We start from the raw sequence: 19,331 nt of genomic DNA on the forward strand, positions 1-19,331 counted from the left end.
TTGCGGCGCAATATATGCAAAAACCGCCAAAAAACAATGTGTTCTTTGGGCCTTGGTTGACTGAATTTTGCCCGGGAATCTCCGGGGCTTAGCTCCCGTTCCGGGCCGGCGGGGCCTTTCGCCCCACGATGGCCGCCCAGATCAGGACGACGCCTCCGATGCCGATGAGGAGTCCCAAAAAGACCAGCGAGGCGATGTCGGAGGGGATCCGGCCACCCTCGACCACCGACATTCCGCCGAACAGGAGCGCGCAGAGGCCCGGCAGCAGCATGAAGATCCCGGCGATCGCCATCAGCGCGGTCAGGCAGCCGCTGCGCTTTTCCGCCAGGGCAGGAGGCGGTCCCGGAGGGGGTGGGTCGCTGATGCTCATGCCTGCATGACTCCTTCGGTCGCCTGCGTCGCCAGCGCCGCGCGGATGCCCTCGATCTTGCCGTTGCGGTAGAACAGATTGTAGGTGTCGAACGGAATGATCGCGCCCTGCTCGGTCACGAAATGGATGCAGCTTCGCTTGACGTTGCCGACGCAGAAATTGAAGCGGTCGAGAAACTGCACGATGGTGACGCGGAAGACGTTCTCGTAAGAGAGTCCTTCGGGCACCTGAAAGCTCGGCAGGCAGCACAAGAGTTCGCAGACGCGTTCGGAGGTGTTGAGCGGACCCGACGACAGCGAGAACAGATCGACGAACTTTTCCCGCAGCATCGGATATTTTTCCGGGCTGATCGTATTGGGCATCACCGCAACCAGCTGCTCCTGCGGAATCAGCGAGGTCAGCGGCAGCACCTTTTCGCCATTGCGCAGGCCGTAACCGATCGAGATGCTCTCGGGATTGCAGGGCAGCGGGATCATGTCCTTGTCGCCGAACACGCCGGTTTCGACGACGCGTTTGCGGATCTCCGACAGCATGATGCGGTCGGTCTTGTCATCGAAATTGTCGTTGCGGCCGGCGTCCTGCACCGGCTGCAGCGTGACGCCGCGCACGCATGTCCAGGTGAGTGCGTGGCGGACGATGTCGCCGATCTCGTCATCGTTGACGCCGCGCTTGATGGTCGCGACCAGCGTGGTCGACACGCCAAAATGTTCGAGATTTTCCAGCGCCTGCTGACGGATCTTACGCAAATCCGCGCCGCGCAGATTGATCAGCGCCTCGCGCTGCAGGGAATCGAACTGGAGATAGACCTCCAGCCCGCGCTTGTTCTCGGCGAGCCGCGCCACGAAATCCTTTTCGCGCGCGATGCGCAGGCCGTTGGTGTTGATCATGACGTGGCGGATCGGGCGGGCGCGCACCGCGTCCAGGATCTCGAAGAAATCCGGATGCAGCGTCGGCTCGCCGCCGGAGATCTGCACGAGATCGGGCTCGCCCTCGCTTGCGACCAGCGCGTCCAACATCTTCTCGATCGTTGCGAGCGGGGTGAATTTCGTTCGTGCCGGGGAGGATTCCGCGAAGCAGACCGGACAGGTCAGGTTGCAATGCTCGGTGATCTCGATCAGCGCCAGGCAGGAATGCTGCTCGTGGTCGGCGCACAGGCCGCAATCATAGGGGCAGCCGAATTCCGTGCGCTGCTGGAATTGCAGCGGCCGGTCGCCCGGTTTGATGAAATCCTTGCATAGGCGCCAATAGGCGGCATCCGTCGAGACCAGCGTCGACTGGACACCGTGCTCTCTGCAGCGCTTTTCGTACCAGACCTCGTTGTCCAGGATCTGGATCTTGGCCGGCACCAGCTTCAAGCAGGTTTCGCAGAGAGATTGGGTCTGGCCCCAGAAAATATAGGGACGCGACTTACGCAACGGCGCGTTCATGCAGGGGTCTCGCTTTGGGCGCCGTCGCCAGCATGAATGCGGCGTAGAGCAGGATGGACAGCGACAGCAGGTGAAACAGGGTGAAGGGACCGATCAGCGTGCCGTAAGGCTTGAGGAATTCCCACAGGAAGCGTTGCGCCCCGTAATAGGCGAGCGCCAGGTAGAAACCATTGGTGATTACAAAGGCGTTCCGGTTCACGACCGCCAGCACATAGATGAGCGCGAACACGGCCATGGCCGCGCTTTCGTACAGCTGCACGGGATGGCGCAGAACGCCATCGCCGAAATCATGGCCGAAGGGCAACCCCGTCGGCGTGCCATAGGTGAAGTCGTCGAGGCCTGCGAAATAGCAGCCGAGCCGGCCGATCGCGATGCCGACCGCCAGCGGCAGCGCAAACCGCGCGCCGGTGCGTAAGGAGATGCCGGCCGTCCATTTGTAGAGCTCGATCGCCACGATGCCGCCGGCCAGCGCGCCTTCGACCGAGCGCGCAATGCCGCTCTGACCCGACAGCCACAGATTGGCGGAGCCGAACAAATAGGCGCCGAGGCCGGCACCGAACACCAGCGCAGCGATATAGGGCAGCTCGAAGGATTGCGCCGGAAACCGTAAACCCTGTCGCGCCAGCCCGTAGACGGACGCGGCCGCCGCCAGCCACGCCAAGACGTCGAAGATGGTATGAAGCAAAGCCCCGCTCATGCGGAGAAGAGTATACCACGCTCACGACCAGAAAAGCGCGCCGCGCGTGATTGTGCCCTCTCCCCTCGCGGGAGAGGGCATCACCGCTACCCCGCCTCCCGCTCCTCGGTCGGATAGACGCCGCGCAGTACCTCTTCGAAGTGCATCTTCACCGCGTCGTTGCACAGGCAGGCACGAAGCCTCAGGCCGTCGCGGCTGCGAACCAGGATCGAGCCGCGCCGCGTGTCGAGAATCCGTTCTGCCTTGAACGACTGCAGCACGCGGCTGGCATAGCTGCGTCCCACCCCGAGCAGCGTCGCAAGCTGTTCGTGGGTCAGCGGCACGCTGCTCTCGTCGCCGGTCCGCTCCATCGCCGCCAAAATCCATTTGGCCGTGCGTTGCTCGATCGAATGGATCGCGTTGCAGGCGGTCGACTGGAAGATCTGTGCCAGCATGCAATCGGCATAGCGGGCAAAGATGTTGCGCATTGACGCCGAACGCAGCTTGGCCGCTTCCAGCTTGGCGACATGGACGCGCGCGAACGGCCCGCCGAATTTCACGCAAATCCGGCTATAGGCCGGCAGGTATCCCTCGCTGACGATACCGCCCACCGCGCCTTCGCGGCCGACCAGGATGGTTTCGACGTCGCGGCCGTCCTCGTTGGGAACGAGAAAGGTCGCGAGCGCGGGCCCGCAGGGGAAGTGGACGACCTGGACGTCATCGCCGGGATTGTAGAGCAGCTCGCTCGCGGCGCAGTTCTCGACGGTCACATGCGGCGCGAGGAGAGCGTAGTCGGCCTGGCTCAAACGTCTCAGCAGATTGTTGGCCGGCCGGCTCTCGACCTCGATTGTCTTGCTGATGCGCGCATCCATGGTGAACCCCCTTCCTCCTCCCAGCTTAGCGAGTTCCGTGCACTTCCTATGTGCACAAGTGGACAGACTGGAGAACGGCAATGTGGTGGTTTCGTTCCGGGAACCCCCCGATGCGCTGCGCGCAGGCATCGTGTCGCGGCAGTCCTGATCCGAAAAACCCCACACCCCAAGATCTGATCATGGCACCCGTAGTTCCCAATGGCACAGGCTGGCCGGCTGACGTCCTGATTGTCGAAGACGACCCGATCATCGCGATCGATTTCGAGGACCGCCTGCTTGGATTTGGTGTGACGGAAGTGCGGACCGTCGGGTCGGTGATCCAGGCGCTGGCCGCCATTGCCGAGCGCGCGCCCGACTTCGCCTTGCTCGATGTCGAGCTGATCCGCGAGACGAGCTTTGCGGTCGCCGAGCGGCTGGTCGCGCTGAAGATCCCGTTCGTCTTCGTCACCGGCTATGGCGCCGAGGCGCGCATTCCGACCGAATTCTCCGGCCAGCCGCGGTTGCAGAAGCCGTGCTCGAGCGACGCGTTGGAGGCGGCACTAAAGCTGCGCGCCACCGATTAGAGCGCTCTTCAACGAAGGAAGAAGCTGCAATTGTCAGCTCTGCTTCGGATCGAGCGTGGTCGACCACAGCGCGACGTCGGCGCGGTCGCGCAAGGTCACAATCATCTGGCCGGAGGCGCCATCGATCTTGACGTGACCGAAGAACTGCATGCCGGCGGAGGGCGGCAGGTTCTGGCTGTCCTTGCCCGGCGCCTTGACGAAACGCACCTCGGGTCCAAAGGTGTTGTCGAGCGCGTTCGGACCGAATGTGCCGGCATGCAGCGGTCCCGACACGAATTCCCAGAACGGCTCGAACTCCTGGAATTGCGCCTTGTTCGGATCGTAATAATGCGCGGCGGCGTAGTGCACGTCGGCGGTCAGCCACACCGTGTTGTGGATCGGTGCCATCTTGATGAAGCGCAGGATGTCGGCAATCTCGAACTCGCGGCCGCGCACCGGACCGTCGCCTTGCGCGAAGGCTTCCGAGCCGCCCTTCGGGGTGTCCGATACGACGAGACTGAGCGGCATGTCGGAGGCGATCACCTTCCAGGTCGCGCGCGAATTGAGCAGTCCGCGCTTGAGCCAGGCGATCTGGTCCGGGCCGAGGAAATAGCTGGCGGGCCCGTAGGCGGTTTCGAGATTTGGGCCGTTCGGGCCGCGATAGCTGCGCTCGTCGAGCATGAACACGTCGAGATGCGGGCCGTAGGAGATCTGGCGATAGACCCGGCCGGGCTCGTTGATGCTCTCGCGCAGCGGATACATCTCGTGGAAGGCGCGCGCGCCGCGCGCGGCGAGCAGCGCGATGTCGCGCTCCTTGTAGGCGGCCGGCAATTCCTTCGACAGCGACCAGTTGTTGGTCACCTCGTGGTCGTCCCACTGCACGAAGATCGGCACCTCGGCATTGAAGGCGCGTAAGTTGTCGTCGGTGAGATTGTATTTGTGCGCGGCGCGGTACTCGTCCAGCGTTTCGGCGACCTTGGCCTTCTCGGGGATGGTGAGGTTCTTCCAGATCTTGCCGTCGGCGAGCTTCACCTCGGACGCAATCGGGCCGTCGGCGTAGATGGTGTCGCCGGAATGCAGGAAGAAGTCCGGCCGGTGCCTGCGCATGGCCGAGAAAGTGAACATGCCACCGTCGTCAGGATTGATGCCCCAGCCCTGGCCGGCGACATCGCCGCCCCAGACGAAGCTGACGTCGCGGCGGTCGGCCGGCGCTGTGCGGAAGCGGCCCACGACCGCCTCGCCCTCGACCGCGCTATGCGAGAGATCGCGGAAGCGGACGCGGTAAAAGATGTCCTGGCCGCCCGGCAGGTTTTCGATCAGCATCTTTGCGGTGAAGTCGCTCTCGGGGAGCGCGGCGATCGGCGGCAGCGCACGGGCATCCCTGAACGTATCCGTCGTCGCCACCTCGACCAGCATCTGCGCGGGCCGGTCGGTGCGCGCCCACACCACGCCGCCATCGACCGTAACGTCACCGGACTGGACGCCGTGAGTGACCAACGGCCGATCGGCCGCGCGCGAGAGATAGGGCATTGCGATAGTGCCGAGCGCACCCGCGCCGGCGGTAAGGAAGCGGCGGCGGGAGAATGGGAAGTTCATGGAGGTTGGTTCCAAACCCGAGCTTGCAGGAAAGTCCGTCATTCCGGGGCGCGCCGTCAGGCGCGAGCCCGGAAACCGTGTCTCCTCGCGAATGCGGCGCGATGGATTCCGGGTTCGATGCTTCGCATCGCCCCGGAATGACATGAGGAGCTATATTGAGGCAATGTGACGCAGCGATTACGCGCGCAGCTGCTTACGCGTTGCCGGCGGCCCGGAACTGCGCGCCCGCGCGCTGCAGGTTCTGCGGCAGGCTGAACAGCACCGCCTTGCGGTCGGCGACGGCGGCGTGGAACTGATCCAGCGCGATGTTGAAGGCGGTGAGCGAGCCCTCCTCGATCGCGCCGTGATCGAAGCAGCGCAGCGTATCGCGCAGAATCACGTCGGCCTCGGCCTGCATCTGGTCGAGTTCGTCGGTCGTCTCGCACTTGCGCGCGGCCGCGATCATGTCCAGCAGCCGTTCGCGCAGATGGCTGTTGTTGTCGCGCTCGTCCTTCTTCAGATAGCCCGCGAACCAGGCGCCGATCGAGCCCATGGCGGAGAGCGCCATCAGGGTCCACCAGATGTAATCGCTGTATTTGTCGAGGAAGGTCTTTTCCTCGCCGTCGACGAAGGCGGCCGCGCCGGGATGCACCGGAATCACCGCATCCTTGTCGGTGTCGGGCGTCTCGATCTTGGCCGCGAGCGGGAATTCCGTCACCAATTGCTGGCGCACGGCGAACAGCTGGCGCGTGAACGCCGCGATGGTGGTTTCGGAGACGCCTTTGCGCGCCACGATGTGGTGCGAGAAGCTGATGGTCTTGACCTCGTCCTCCGGGCGGGCGGGCGAGCCGCCATAGGTGCCGGCGGGAATCTCGGACGCTTCATAGATCGGATGGTTCTGCGCGATCGCATCCGCCGACTCGATCGCGAGGAAGCTGGGCGCGCCGAAATCCTTGGTGGAGGCGGCGATCGCATCCGCCGTGATCTTGCTGTTGACCGGGCCGGCCGCGAGATAGACGTCGGCCTTCTCAGCCTTGATCGCCTCGGCGGCTTCGTTGGCCGGGAATTGCACGATCTCGACCTTGGCGGGATCGACGCCGTATTGCTGGAGGATCACCTTGAGCAGATTGACGTTGGCCTGGGTGCGGCCGACCACGCCGACGCGATGGCCGGCGAGCTGCGAGATCTTGGTGATCTTCGCGCCCCGCTTCTTGCCTTTGCCCGGGACGGACCACAGCACCACGACGTTCTTGCGCAGGGTCGCAACCGCTTGCGCGTTCTTGGGCACATCGAGATCGCCGCGCACGATGGCGAGATCGACCTTGCCTTCCGCGAGCGCATTGGCGCTGGCCGTGGCGCCGTCGGTCTGGATCGGCCGCAGCCGCACCTGGCCCTTGGTCTGCGTGAAAGCCTGCGTCAGCGCCTGCACGACCTTGACGTCGTCGCTGTTGGCGGGACCGACCGCGATCTTCAGCGTTACCGGCCGCATCGCGAAGTAATAGCCGCCGACCAGCGCGCCGACGATCGCAAGCACGAATGCGAGAGACACCAGCGCCGTCTTCCGCGCCGCGGATCGCGGCGAAGGCGGAGGGGGCGCTTCGGCCAGGTCCAATCCCCCGGTCATCGATCTCCCAAACGGGCGCTTGAGGCTCAGTTTCATCTTGGCCGGCGATTTACGCCCGCAATTGTAGCAAATTTCTTGTCCGGCGGAGTTACATCTCCGTCATGGTTAGCGGATGGCGGAAATCTCCGTATGAACCCGGGCGTCAGCTCGGTGTTAGGGTAAAGTTCCCCTGAAGGACGGAGATGATCATGGCAGAACGGCTCTCGGCGGAGGCGCGCAAGCAGGCGCTCGGCGGACTCCCCGGCTGGAACGAGGTTCAAGGCCGGGATGCCATCGGGAAGACCTTTATCTTCAAGGATTTCAACGAGGCGTTCGGCTTCATGACCCGCGCCGCGCTGGCTGCCGAGAAGATGGACCACCACCCCGAATGGCGCAACGTCTACAAGACGGTGGAGGTGGTGCTGTCGACCCACGACGCCGGCGGCGTCACGGCGCTCGACGTCGCGCTGGCCAGGACGATGAACGCGATCGCAGGCTGAGCGCGGCTGACATCTTGCGGGGGGCCGCCACATCCCCATTTTGTGATCAGCCGGAATGCGGCGATCCGCCGCCTGGGGCTGAACCGGAGTTTATCGAACATGGCTGCCGAACACAGCGTCGGCTTCGAGCCGGCCGATCGGCTCGCGGAAGATCGCGAGAGCGTGCGCCGCCGCTTCTGGCGCAAGCTGAAGCGTGTCGCCGCGCATCTGCCATTCGCGGAAGACTTGCTTGCGGCTTACTACTGCGCGTTCGACCGGCAGACGCCGCGCCACGTCCAGGCCGCGCTCTTGGGTGCGATCGCCTATTTCATCCTGCCGTTCGACTTCGTCGCCGACGTGATGCCGGTCCTCGGATTCGCCGATGACGCCGCCGTGCTCGCCACCGCCATCCGCATGGTCGCCGGCCACATCACGAATGAGCATCGCGAAGCCGCCCGTGCCGTGCTGAAGCGTGGGGTGGATGAGGCGGAGATGGACGCGGCGTAGGACTGCGTCTTTGCGGGTGAGCGTGGAGGCGAGGCCCGCGCTACTTCCTCTCCGCTTGCGCCCGCGCCTTCTCGGCGTCCCACGCCTGGAATTGCCGGAACAGCGTCTCCTTGTCGGTGTCGGACACCGCCGTGGGATTCTGCTTCAAGAAGGCCTCGAAGCGCTGCCGCGTCACCGGCTCGACGCCGTGTTTGTCGAGCCATTGCTGCGCCACCGGCAATCTGTTCCAGCCCGCAAGCGGTGCCGCGAGTGAGACCTCCTTCCACTTGGGATGGAAGGGCGGGTTCTGCAGCGTCGGGAATTTCGTGAAGAATGCGTCCACGAACAGCGCGAGCTTGCGATAGCGCTCGGTGTTGGGCGTCCAATTATAGGCCGCGAGCACCGCAGGCACCGCGATCGTGTCCACGCTCTCGCCCTCCTTGATCAGGTTCGGATAGTCCTTCGCGGTCAGCGTTGCCGGCAGATAGTCGCTCTGGAGCGGCTTGGCGTAATCGACCCGCGCGAGGTGGAAGCGGCCGTCATTGCCGAAGGTCGAGACCGATTTGTACGGCTTGCCGCCGACCACGATGACGGCGTCGATCTCGCCGGCCTTCAGCTTCTCCATCGCGATGCGCTGCTCGACATAGACGAATTTCGTCTTGATCCCGAGCCGTTCGAACACGGTGAGGGCGGTGACGAAGGTGCCGCCGTTGGGCAGATCCACGCTGACCGTCTTGCCTTCGAGGTCTTTGAGGGTCGCGACCGATTTCGGCGCGATCACCTGCATCTCCTCGTTGTACAGCTTCGTCACGTAAGTGAACTGCCGCTTGATGTCCTTGGCGAAGCCTTTGCGCTCGAGATAGTCGAGCGTGTCGGCGCGCACGATGCCGAGATCGACGCCTTGCAGGAACAGGATGTCGGCAACACTCTGCACCGAGCCGCGACCGACGATCGGCAGCACGCGGATCTTGTTGCCGTCGTCGAGAACGGAGGCGAGGTCGGCACCAAACTGCACATAGGTGCCGCCGATCGTGCCGGTGATCAGCGTGACGGTGTTGGCGTTCAGAGCCTGCTTGGTCGAGGTCGAGCCGAACTGGAAAATCGCCTTCAGGCTGTCCGAGACCTTGGCTGGATCGTATTCGGTCTGCTCGGCGCGCGCCGCGAAGGCGCAGATGGTCATGATGGCGGCCAGCGCCATTCCGAAAGCGTTACGCATGATGTCCCCTGAAATGATCTAGTTCGAGAGCTGGGCGAGGCGCTGTCGCGCCTCCGCCGATCCAAGGCTTGCGGCACGCTGATACCAGTCAAGTGCGGCCGCCACGTCGGCAATGACGCTCCGCGCGTCGCTGGTGCCCAGCACCGCGGGATCATAGGTCTGTGCCAGCAGGAGCGCGGCCGTCGCGTCTTTCGCATTGGCCGCCCGTTCGAGCAGCAGGCGCGCCGCGGCAATGTCGCCAACGCCGATCAGGCTTCTTGCGCGCGTCATCAGCCCGGCCAGCGTTTCGGCGTCGAGCGTCCTGACAGGCTCGGGCGGCGCAGGCTGTGCCGCGGGAGCTGGTGCTGGAGTTTGGACCGGCACTTGTGCTTGAGTTTGTACCTGGGCCTGCAGCGCAGTCTGGTAGGCGGTCGCGATCGCTTCGCGACTTGGCATTGTCGGAGCCGGCAGATCCTGCTTGTCGGCGCTCGCCAGCATCGTGTCGGTCACGCGGGCCGGATCCTTGAGCGGGATCTGGCGTATGGCCGGCGGGTTGGCCTGAGCTACGCCTGCTGCGCTGCCGGCATTGTCGGCAATGAAGCTACGCAGGTCCGACGGAAACAGCACGGCCGCGATCCCCGCGGCGGAGATCGCAAGCCCTGCGGCGACAAGACGAGGCGCGACCCTGGTTCTGGGGCGCAGCGCCAGCGGCACATATTCCCGCGGCTCCGGTGCTCCGCGCGGATCGGACAGAAACAGTGGAATTGGATCGTCCTGTGGAAGCTCGGCGCGCCTGGCGCGCGCCCGGATGTAGTCCGCCGTGGACGAATGTGATGCAGATCGATCGGAGTCGAGCGCGTACGACTCCTTCGACGGACGGTAGGCCGTCGTCTCCATGGTGTGATGCTCCCCATTACTGACGCAACGCAGGGGCAGTCCCGGTTTCAGTCTTCTTGTTTTTGTCCAGAAGCGCCCCGCAAACTGGAACCGGTAAATCGCCGTCCGATTCAGCCCAAAAAGCGACGGCGGTTTGCGCGAATCGGGAGATATTTGGGTTTGATTGGGGCGAGGACGCGGAATGCACCGCGATTTTACCGGCGATGGTTGAGGGGGATTTTACTCGGCGAGGGCGTGCGCAACTTTACGATGCTGCGGTCATCGAGGCTGCGCGCCACACCCTCCGCTGTCATGCCCCGGCTTGACCGGGGCATCCAGTATACTGCGGCTTCTCGGCTAAATCGCTGATGTCTCTGGAATACTGGATCGCCCGGTCCCGGCTCCGCCAAGGCTTCGCCGAGGCCCACACCTGCGCTCGGCGCGCCGAAGCTTCAGCGAAGGCGGCAAGCCGGGCGATGACAGTTGTGTATGCTGAAACAGCGTCGCGATAACATCGCGATCACGGATGCAAGATCACCTTGCCCATGGCCTGGCGTCCAGCGAGCACCTTCAGCGCGTCCGCGGTCTGGGCCAGCGGGAAGGTGCGGTCGACATGCGATGAAATCTTTCCTTCCGCGGTCCACTTCACCAGCTTCTCGAGATTGGCGCGGTTCTTGGCCGGGTTGAGCCGGGTCCAGGCGCCCCAGAACACGCCGCGGATGTCGCAGCCCTTCAGCAGCGCGAGGTTCAGCGGCATCTTCGGAATGTCGCCCGCGGCAAAGCCGATGACGAGGAAGCGGCCTTCCCACGCGATCGAGCGCAGCGCCTGTTCGGCGTACGCGCCGCCCACGGGATCGAAGATGATATCGACGCCCTTGCCGTCCGTGAGCTTGCGCAGGCCTTCCTTCAAATCTTCCTTGGCGTAGTTCAGCGTCAGCTCGGCGCCATGCGCTTTTGCGAATTCGAGCTTCTCGTCCGACGAGGCGCAGGCGATCACCTTCAATCCCATCAGCTTGCCGAGCTCGCAGGCGGCAAGGCCGGTGCCGCCGGCCGCACCGAGCACCGCGAGCGTCTCGCCCGGCTTCGGGCTGGCACGATCCTCCAGCGCATGCAGCGCGGTGCCGTAGATGATGATGATGCCGGCCGCGCGGTCGTAATCGAGATTGTCGGGGATCTTCACGATGGAGGCCGCCGGCAGCGCGATCTTCTCGCGCGCGCCGTTATGTCCGCAGGACGCGACGACGCGATCGCCGACCTTCAGGTCGGTGACGCCAGCGCCGATGCTCTCGATCACGCCGGCAACTTCGGCGGCCGGCGAGAACGGGAACGGCGGCTTGATCTGGTACTTGCCCTGAATCATCAGGATGTCGAAGAAGTTGAGCGCCGCCGCCTTGATCGCGATCACGGCTTCGCCGGGACCTGCCACCGGATCCGGCACCTCGGCGAGCACGAGATCGTCGGGCTGGCAATATTGCGAGCAGAGGATGGCTTTCATGAAGGCACCTTGGGCGTTTCGGGTGGAATTATAGTTTGGCCGTTTCTGCCGGATTTAGGCACGGGCGACAATCCGGTTTCTTTGCCAAAGCGACGCGCCGGCCTATCCTCGCGTCATTGCGAGCGCAGCGAAGCAATCCAGAGCCCGCACCGCGGAAATAGCCTGAATTGCTTCGCTGCGCTTGCAATGACGAAATCCGCGGAGAAGAGGATTCAAACGATGTTTGAAACAAGCCTGCTCAGGGACAAGCGCATTCTCATCACCGGCGGCGGCTCGGGCCTTGGCGCCGCGATGGGGAGCCGCTTCCTGACGCTTGGCGCCGAGCTCGTGATCTGCGGCCGCAAGCTCGACCGGTTGGAAGCGACGGCTGCGCAGATGCGCGCACAGAGCGGCGGCAAGGTCACGACGATCGCCTGCGACATCCGCGAGGGTGGCGCCGTCGACGACATGATGGATCGGATTTGGCGTGAGGCGCCGCTCGATATTCTCGTCAACAATGCTGCCGCGACCTTCATCGCACAGAGTGAGCATCTGTCGTTCCGCGCGGCCGATGCGATCCTGGCGCCGACGCTGCATGGCGCGATGTATTGCACGCTCGCGGCCGGCAGGCGCTGGATCGAGGGTAAGCACGGCGGCGTCGTGCTCTCGATCCTCTCGACCTCGACCATCACCGGCCGCGCCTTCACGGTACCGTCGGCGATGGCGAAGTCGGCGCTGCTGGCGATGACCAAGAGTCTCGCCGTGGAATGGGGGCCGAAAGGCATCCGCACCGTCGCCATTGCGCCGGGTCCGTTCCCGACCGCGGGCGCGTCGGGGCAGCTCCGCCCCGAAGGCCGTGACGAAGGCTGGACCGCGCGCAACCCGCTTGGCCGGACCGGAGAGCACAACGAGCTTGCCGATCTCGCCAGCTTCCTGGTCTCGGATCGCGCCGGTTACATTAACGGCGAGATGGTCGTGATCGACGGTGGCGCCCATCTGCGCAGTTCCGGCGCCGAGGATTTGCTCGGCTGGACCGAGACGCAATGGGCCGACCAGCGCGCCGCGCGATCCAAGACCTAAGTCGGCGTCGATACCCGCTAACTGCCTTCCCAAATTGGACTTTCCCGGCTATCCCTGCCACGGGGACAAAGCGCGGCCGGGCCATCTTCCAGTCACAATATTGAGGGAACCACTCCAGCATGTGGCGGGTGCTGATCTTAGCTTTGATGACTGGCGTGGCGGCCGGGGGAATCGCTGTATCTGCGCGGGCGCAGACGGCGCAACCGACGCCCAAATCTGCTCCAAAAGAGGCTGCACCGAAATCGGCTGCGCCAGCGGCCCATACCACTGCGAAGTCGGCCGCAAAGCCGGAGAGCAAATCGGCGGCTCCGCCCGCTTCAGTTGCGGGTGGCGCGGAGCCGGCCTTGATCGGCCAGTTCGGCACCTGGGGGGCCTATTCGGCGACGCCCAACGGCAAGAAGGTCTGCTTCGCGCTGGCCAAGCCGTCGTCGTCGAAGACCAATCCGCCGAACCGGCCGCGCGATCCCGCTTATGCCTTCGTCTCGACCCGGCCGGCGGAGAAAGTGAACAACGAAGTCTCGGTCATGATCGGCTACGCGCTGAAGCCGGGCTCGGAATCGACGGTCGAGGTCGGCGGCGCCGCCTTCGCCATGTACACGCAGGGCGACGGCCTCTGGATCAAGAACGCGGCCGAGGAGGAGCGGATGGTCGAAGCGATGCGCAAATCCGCCGAGCTCGTCGTCAAGGGTGTCTCGGCCAAGGGCACCGAGACCACCGACACCTTCTCGCTGAAGGGCCTCGCCCAGGCGCTCGACAAGATCGCCCAGGATTGCCGGCGTTAGCGCTGCGGGTGGGTATCACGGTCGCAATCGGCGGCGCCCGTTGCTATATAGGGGCGGTTCCAGATTTTCTTCCGTCATTCCGGGGCGATGCGCAGCATCGAACCCGGAATCTTGAGGTTCCGGGTCTGGTCTTCAAGGTCGCTTCGCGATCCCCTTCGGACCATCCCGGAACGACCACCTAGTTAGGTCTATTCATGCAACCGACGACCGAGCCGCACAACGCAATCCTGGTGGAGAAGACGCCACTCGAAACCTATGTGCCGCCGGCAAAGCCGTCGCTGATCGGTCTGTCGCGCAGCGAGCTTGCCGACCGCCTCGGCGAAATCGGCGTCGCGCCGACGCAGCGCAAGATGCGGGTGCAGCAGCTGTGGCACTGGCTCTATTTCCGCGGCGCCCAAAGCTTCGACGAGATGACCTCGATCTCGAAGGGCATTCGCGCCGAACTCGCGCAGCATTTCACCGTCGATCGTCCCGAGGTCGTGGCCGAGCAGATCTCCAACGACGGCACCCGCAAATGGCTGCTGCGGCTGCCGAGCGGCGACAACGTTCAGAAGGCGCATGAAGTCGAGTGCGTCTACATTCCCGAGACCGATCGCGGCACGCTTTGCGTCTCCTCGCAGGTCGGCTGCACGCTGAATTGTTCCTTCTGCCACACCGGTACGCAGCGCCTCGTGCGCAACCTCACCGCCGGCGAGATCGTGGGACAGGTGATGGTCGCGCGCGATCGCCTGAACGACTGGGCGGATCGCGAGGACGGCACGCGCCGCGTCACCAACATCGTGATGATGGGGATGGGCGAGCCGCTCTACAATTTCGACGCGGTGCGCGATGCGCTTCTGATCGTCGGCGACAACGAGGGCATCGGCATCTCCCGCCGCCGCATCACGCTGTCGACCTCGGGTGTGGTGCCGAACATCGTGCGCGCCGGCGAGGAGATCGGCGTCATGCTCGCGATCTCGCTACATGCGGTGCGCGACGAGCTGCGCAACGAGCTGGTGCCGCTCAATCGGAAATATCCGATCAAGGAGCTGCTGCAGGCCTGCCGCGACTATCCCGGTGCCTCGAATGCGCGCCGCATCACCTTCGAATATGTGATGCTCAAGGGCGTCAACGATTCGCTCGACGATGCCAAACTGCTGGTCAAGATGCTCAAGGGCATTCCGGCCAAGATCAACCTGATCCCGTTCAATCCCTGGCCCGGCACTGCTTATGAATGTTCGGACTGGGACCAGATCGAAAAATTCTCCGAATACGTCTTCAACGCCGGCTATTCCTCGCCGGTCCGCACCCCGCGCGGCCGCGACATCCTCGCCGCCTGCGGCCAGCTCAAGTCGGAGACCGAGAAGCTCAGCGCACGCGAACGTCAGGCGCTGCGCGCCATGGCGATGACGGATTAGCTAGCCATGCGCGCGCTCCCGCCTCCTCGTCATTGCGAGCGAAGCGAAGCAATCCGGAATGTCACCGCGGAAGCAGTCTTGATTGCTTCGTCGCACCAGCGCAAAATTGCTTCGCAATTTTGTCGCGGGCTCCTCGCAATGACGGCAGTGGTGGTTTCGGCGTCATGTCCCTGATCGGCCGCCTCATCGTCATCTTCATCGGCTTCCTCGCCGCCTGCTTCGTCGGCGGCATGATCGTCGTCGTCGCGCTATTGTTTCCGGAATTCGCCGATCTCGGCGCCGGTCCCGTCGATCAGGGCACGATCGACATCCTGCTCGGCTTCGGCTTCATCTTCGTTTCGGGCTTTGCGCTGGTGCCGGCGGCGGTGATCGTCGCGATCACGGAGGCGCTCTACATCCGCAGTGCGCTCGCCTATGCCGTCGGCGGCGGCCTCGTCGGGCTCGCCTGCTATCTCGGTCTGGTCCCGTTCCACTCCGAGACGCTGCAGTTCGAAGGCATCGTGCGACGGCACCTCGAGATCATGACCGGTGCGGGCATCGTCGCCGGAATCGTCTACTGGCTGATCGCCGGCCGCAACGCCGGCGCCTGGCGCATCCCACCGCCGCCGCGCATGCCGCCGCCGCCGTTGCCATCGAATTCAAGGCCGGACGCAAGGTGACAGTGGGGAGTGGCGCGATGCAGCGCGCTCCACCCTCAGTGTCGTCCCGGATCTGCGCTTCGCTTGTCCGGGACGACACTGTTGAGGCATCGCATTTTGACCAATTCACGCTCGCTTGCTGCGACGGAATCCGGGGTTTCCATCCCCGCCCCGCTCCGCTAAACCGCGCGCCATGAACCGTACCGGACTTTTCATCGCCCTGGCGCTGTGGCTCGTGATCGGCGTCGTTTTCGGGCTCTATCCCGAGCTCGATCTCAAGCTCGCGTCGCTGTTCTTCGATCCCCGGACGAAAAGCTTTCCGCTCAAGTTGAACGACTGGGCGGGCTTTGCGCGTGACGCGGCGATGTGGGTGGCCTGGGCCTTCGTGCTGCCGTCGCTGGTGGCGCTCGTGGTCAAGATGATCAGGCCCGACCGGCCGCTGCTGGTGTCGGGGCGCGCGATCGCGTTCCTGCTGGTCACGATCATCCTGTCGGCCGGTATTCTGACCAATCTTGCCTTCAAGTCATACTGGGGCCGGCCGCGCCCGGTGGTGGTGACCGAGTTCGCCGGCGACCAGCAATTCGTGCCGTGGTGGGATCCACGCGGCGGCTGCGCGCGCAACTGCTCGTTCTTCTCGGGCGAAGGTGCCACCGCGTTCTGGACCCTGGCGCCGGCCGCGTTGGCACCGCCGGCGTGGCGGCCGCTCGCCTATACCGCCGCCGTGGTGTTCGGCGCCGTCACCAGCGGGCTGCGCATGGCCTTCGGGGGGCACTTCTTCACCGACGTCTCGATCGCCGGCCTCGTGACCTTTCTGGTGATCTGGTTTGCCTACGCGCTGATTTACCGCTGGCCACGGACGCGATTTACGGACGAAGCGGTTGATGCCGCCCTGACCCGGCTGAACATGCCCGCCTACCGGCTCCGCCAGCGCCTGTTCGGCCGCAAGACCGGTCCCGCGCCGTCGGTTTGAGCCATTATAATGGGTGCCGAGCCCTGCGAAATTTGATATTCGCGCGGTCAAGTTCGAAACCCTCATCAGCCCCTTGAGACCCGATTGGAAGCCCCATGACCACGATCCTGAAAAGCCTGCCCAAGGGTGAGAAAGTCGGCATCGCTTTTTCGGGCGGCCTCGACACCTCTGCGGCGCTGCTCTGGATGAAGCAGAAGGGCGCGCGCTGCTACGCCTACACCGCCAATCTCGGCCAGCCCGACGAGGCCGACTACAACGAGATCCCGCGCAAGGCGATGGAGTTCGGCGCCGAGAAGGCCCGCCTCGTCGATTGCCGCACGCAGCTCGTCCATGAAGGCATCGCCGCGATCCAGTCGGGCGCCTTCCATATCTCGACCGGTGGCATCACCTATTTCAACACCACGCCGCTGGGACGTGCCGTCACCGGCACGATGCTGGTCGCGGCCATGAAGGAGGACGGCGTCAACATCTGGGGCGACGGTTCGACCTTCAAGGGCAACGACATCGAGCGCTTCTACCGTTACGGCCTGCTCACCAATCCGGGTCTGAAGATCTACAAGCCCTGGCTCGACCAGCAGTTCATCGACGAGCTCGGCGGCCGCGCCGAGATGTCGGCGTTCATGACCGCGCAGGGTTTCGCCTACAAGATGAGCGCCGAGAAGGCCTATTCGACCGACAGTAATCTGCTCGGCGCCACGCACGAAGCCAAGGATCTCGAAAGCCTCGACAGCGGCATCAAGATCGTCAACCCGATCATGGGCGTCCCGTTCTGGCGCGACGATTGCGCCGTCAAGGCCGAGAAGGTCGTGGTGCGTTTCGAGGAAGGCCAGCCGACCGCGCTGAACGGTCAGACCTTCTCTGATCCCGTCGCGCTGTTCCTCGAAGCCAACGTCATCGGCGGCCGTCACGGCCTCGGCATGAGCGATCAGATCGAGAATCGCATCATCGAGGCCAAGAGCCGCGGCATCTATGAAGCGCCGGGCATGGCGCTGTTGCACATCGCCTATGAGCGCCTCGTCACCGGCATCCACAACGAGGACACCATCGAGCAATACCGCATCAGCGGCATGCGCCTGGGCCGCCTGCTCTATCAGGGCCGCTGGTTCGACTCGCAGGCCCTGATGCTGCGGGAGACCGCGCAGCGCTGGGTCGCGCGCGCGGTCACCGGCGAGGTGACGCTCGAGCTGCGCCGCGGCAACGATTATTCGATCCTCAACACCGAGAGTCCAAACCTCACTTATGCGCCTGAAAGGCTCAGCATGGAGAAGGTCGAGGACGCCGCGTTCTCGCCCGCGGACCGCATCGGTCAGCTCACCATGCGCAACCTCGATATCGCCGACACGCGGACGAAGCTGAAGCTGTACAGCGACACCGGCCTGCTCTCAGGCAGCGAAGGCTCGCAGATCTTCCGGCTGGAGAGCGATAAGGGCTGAGGCTCTCGCTCTCGCAGGGTGGGCAAAGCAAAGCGTGCCCACCATCTTCTACGATGAGAGGGACCGTGGGCACGGCGCAAACGCGCCTTGCCCACCCTACGAGTTCTCTGAAATTCTCGTGTCCCGGACGCGATGCAGCGCGGAGCGGTGCGTCGCAGAGCCGGGACCCAGATCTTAATTGAGTTGCGGCGACGGTTTGTGGGCCCCGGCTCAGCAGCGCATCACTACGTGCTGCGCTGCGTCCGGGGCACGAGACTATACAAAACAGAAATGGCCGGGATCGCTCCCGGCCATTTGCGTTTGTATGTGCCGTTACCGCGGCGGCGCGGTGCCGGGCGGGGGTGGCGGCAACGAGGCCTGACCGCCGTTGAGCAGCGGCGTGATGTTGCGGATGGTGACGCGACGGTTGATCGCGCTCGGCCCCTGCGTCTGCTCCTTCAGGTACTGCTCGCCATAACCCTGCGACGTCAGATTCTCGGCGGGGACGCCGAACTGCTGCGTGAGCAATTCGGCCGCGGCCTGCGCACGACGATCCGACAGCGACAGATTGTCGACCTCGTTGCCGACCGCGTCGGTGTGTCCCTCGATCAGGAAGACCGCGCGCGGGTTGCGCTGGATCGCCTGGTTGAGGCCGTCGGCGATCACCTGCAGCCGGGCCGCCTGGTCCGGCGGGATGGTCCACGATCCCGTCTCGAAGTTGATCGTGTTGACGTCGATGCTCGGCATCTGCATGCGAACATTGGGGCTGTAGCGGATCTCGTCGAGCGAGTAGCGCCGCTCGATCCGCTGCACCGGCGGTGCCACCATGGTCTGGTAGATCACGTCCGGTGGCGCTTCCTGGGCATCGACGATGTAGCGATCGTAGGGGATGTTCACGACCGGGGGCGGCACGTCGACATAGAAGCCGCCGACCGCCTGGGGATCGCGATAGGTGTTGTCGATGATGATGAGCTCGCCCCCGCGGGGATCCCTGCGGATGCGCCGCATCAGCCGGCCGTCGGCGCCGACGACGGTGATGATCTCGCTGCCATCGGGACGAATCACGACCGTGCGGGTTTCGCCGCCGACGGTGTCGGTGCGGATGTCGCGGGCGCCATAGCGGAAGCGATAGAGATCGTTGCCGCGGACATAGGCCTGGCCGCCCGGATCGCGGATGATGATGCGGTCCGGCTCGGTATAGACGGTGCGGCCGCCTTCGATCGTCTCGCGTCGCTGGTTGTGGAGGTCAGCGATGGTGGCGCCGATCACGGCGCCGGCCACCACGCCTGCACCGATCGCGAGCGGCGTCAGGTCACGCTGTGGCGGACGCGGCGCCGGCGGCAACGGCGCGGCGACTGTCGGCGCGGCCCGGAAGGCGGGCGCAACCGTCGGCGGAGCGTATTGCGCCCGGTTCGGCGGTGGCGCTGCGGCCGGCGTGCCAGGGACGACGGTCGGTGCAGCCGCGCCGGCGGGAGGC

General features: G+C 64.6%; 19 protein-coding genes. 9 read left to right on the forward strand and 10 right to left on the reverse strand.

The window, feature by feature from the left end; all coding sequences use genetic code 11:
* Positions 1-88 precede the first annotated feature (88 nt).
* The 4 genes from XH84_RS20675 to XH84_RS20690 all read right to left on the reverse strand — a co-directional run bounded on the left by XH84_RS20675 (position 89) and on the right by XH84_RS20690 (position 3,345).
* Positions 89-370: a hypothetical protein gene (locus tag XH84_RS20675; RefSeq protein WP_128921010.1), complete on the reverse strand. Its 282-nt coding sequence runs from the start codon at positions 368-370 to the stop codon at positions 89-91.
* Positions 367-1,797, reverse strand: a complete 1,431-nt coding sequence (locus XH84_RS20680) for a radical SAM protein (protein WP_128921009.1) — start codon at positions 1,795-1,797, stop codon at positions 367-369. Before XH84_RS20680 ends, XH84_RS20675 begins: the two co-directional genes overlap by 4 nt.
* Entirely contained in the window at positions 1,778-2,494 is a 717-nt protein-coding gene (locus XH84_RS20685) for a prolipoprotein diacylglyceryl transferase family protein (RefSeq protein WP_128921008.1), read from the reverse strand. Before XH84_RS20685 ends, XH84_RS20680 begins: the two co-directional genes overlap by 20 nt.
* A gap of 86 nt (positions 2,495-2,580) precedes the next feature.
* Positions 2,581-3,345 carry a Crp/Fnr family transcriptional regulator gene (locus XH84_RS20690; protein WP_128921007.1) on the reverse strand — a complete coding sequence of 255 codons (765 nt, stop codon included), beginning with the start codon at positions 3,343-3,345 and terminating at the stop codon, positions 2,581-2,583.
* A gap of 179 nt (positions 3,346-3,524) precedes the next feature.
* Here XH84_RS20690 and XH84_RS20695 point away from each other — a divergent pair, with 179 nt between their 5' ends.
* Entirely contained in the window at positions 3,525-3,908 is a 384-nt protein-coding gene (locus tag XH84_RS20695) for a response regulator (protein ID WP_245471778.1), read from the forward strand.
* A gap of 33 nt (positions 3,909-3,941) precedes the next feature.
* Here the strand turns inward: XH84_RS20695 and XH84_RS20700 are convergent, their stop codons facing one another.
* Positions 3,942-5,483 (reverse strand): alkaline phosphatase D family protein, encoded by a 1,542-nt coding sequence (locus tag XH84_RS20700; protein WP_164936459.1) that lies wholly within the window; start codon positions 5,481-5,483, stop codon positions 3,942-3,944.
* Positions 5,484-5,676: 193 nt separating this feature from the next.
* Positions 5,677-7,122 (reverse strand): TAXI family TRAP transporter solute-binding subunit, encoded by a 1,446-nt coding sequence (locus XH84_RS20705; protein ID WP_128921004.1) that lies wholly within the window; start codon positions 7,120-7,122, stop codon positions 5,677-5,679.
* Positions 7,123-7,274: 152 nt separating this feature from the next.
* On the opposite strand from XH84_RS20705, the gene XH84_RS20710 reads away from it, so the two are divergent.
* Both XH84_RS20710 and XH84_RS20715 read left to right on the forward strand, forming a co-directional pair.
* Positions 7,275-7,565 (forward strand): 4a-hydroxytetrahydrobiopterin dehydratase, encoded by a 291-nt coding sequence (locus XH84_RS20710; protein WP_128921003.1) that lies wholly within the window; start codon positions 7,275-7,277, stop codon positions 7,563-7,565.
* Positions 7,566-7,664: 99 nt separating this feature from the next.
* Complete coding sequence (locus XH84_RS20715; RefSeq protein WP_128921002.1) at positions 7,665-8,051, forward strand: YkvA family protein; 387 nt, start codon at positions 7,665-7,667, stop codon at positions 8,049-8,051.
* Positions 8,052-8,091: 40 nt separating this feature from the next.
* On the opposite strand, the gene XH84_RS20720 is transcribed toward XH84_RS20715, so the two are convergent.
* The 3 genes from XH84_RS20720 to XH84_RS20730 form a co-directional block, all read right to left on the reverse strand.
* Complete coding sequence (locus XH84_RS20720; protein WP_128921001.1) at positions 8,092-9,246, reverse strand: TAXI family TRAP transporter solute-binding subunit; 1,155 nt, start codon at positions 9,244-9,246, stop codon at positions 8,092-8,094.
* 18 nt (positions 9,247-9,264) lie between these two features.
* On the reverse strand, positions 9,265-10,122 hold the full coding sequence (locus XH84_RS20725; RefSeq protein WP_128921000.1) for a hypothetical protein: 858 nt from the start codon (positions 10,120-10,122) through the stop codon (positions 9,265-9,267).
* A 499-nt stretch (positions 10,123-10,621) separates the two neighbouring features.
* Positions 10,622-11,596, reverse strand: coding sequence for an NADPH:quinone oxidoreductase family protein (locus XH84_RS20730; RefSeq protein WP_128920999.1), 975 nt, complete (start codon positions 11,594-11,596; stop codon positions 10,622-10,624).
* 219 nt (positions 11,597-11,815) lie between these two features.
* On the opposite strand from XH84_RS20730, the gene XH84_RS20735 reads away from it, so the two are divergent.
* From XH84_RS20735 to argG, 6 genes are all read left to right on the forward strand, one after another.
* Positions 11,816-12,655 (forward strand): SDR family oxidoreductase, encoded by an 840-nt coding sequence (locus XH84_RS20735; protein WP_128920998.1) that lies wholly within the window; start codon positions 11,816-11,818, stop codon positions 12,653-12,655.
* Positions 12,656-12,774: 119 nt separating this feature from the next.
* A complete protein-coding gene (locus XH84_RS20740; protein ID WP_128920997.1) occupies positions 12,775-13,437 on the forward strand; it encodes an invasion associated locus B family protein in 663 nt (220 codons plus the stop codon).
* A gap of 194 nt (positions 13,438-13,631) precedes the next feature.
* On the forward strand, positions 13,632-14,834 hold the full coding sequence (rlmN, locus tag XH84_RS20745) for a dual-specificity RNA methyltransferase RlmN (RefSeq protein WP_128920996.1): 1,203 nt from the start codon (positions 13,632-13,634) through the stop codon (positions 14,832-14,834).
* Between the two features lie 164 nt (positions 14,835-14,998).
* Entirely contained in the window at positions 14,999-15,493 is a 495-nt protein-coding gene (locus XH84_RS20750) for a hypothetical protein (RefSeq protein WP_128920995.1), read from the forward strand.
* Between the two features lie 172 nt (positions 15,494-15,665).
* Entirely contained in the window at positions 15,666-16,442 is a 777-nt protein-coding gene (locus XH84_RS20755; protein WP_128920994.1) for a phosphatase PAP2 family protein, read from the forward strand.
* 95 nt (positions 16,443-16,537) lie between these two features.
* Positions 16,538-17,875, forward strand: a complete 1,338-nt coding sequence (gene argG / locus XH84_RS20760; RefSeq protein WP_128920993.1) for an argininosuccinate synthase — start codon at positions 16,538-16,540, stop codon at positions 17,873-17,875.
* Positions 17,876-18,187: 312 nt separating this feature from the next.
* Here argG and XH84_RS20765 read toward each other — a convergent pair.
* Positions 18,188-19,331, reverse strand: a 1,144-nt coding sequence (locus XH84_RS20765) for an OmpA family protein (RefSeq protein WP_245471779.1), incomplete at its 5' end; no start/stop codon positions are given.

The organism is Bradyrhizobium nanningense (assembly GCF_004114535.1).
Taxonomy (GTDB): domain Bacteria; phylum Pseudomonadota; class Alphaproteobacteria; order Rhizobiales; family Xanthobacteraceae; genus Bradyrhizobium; species Bradyrhizobium nanningense.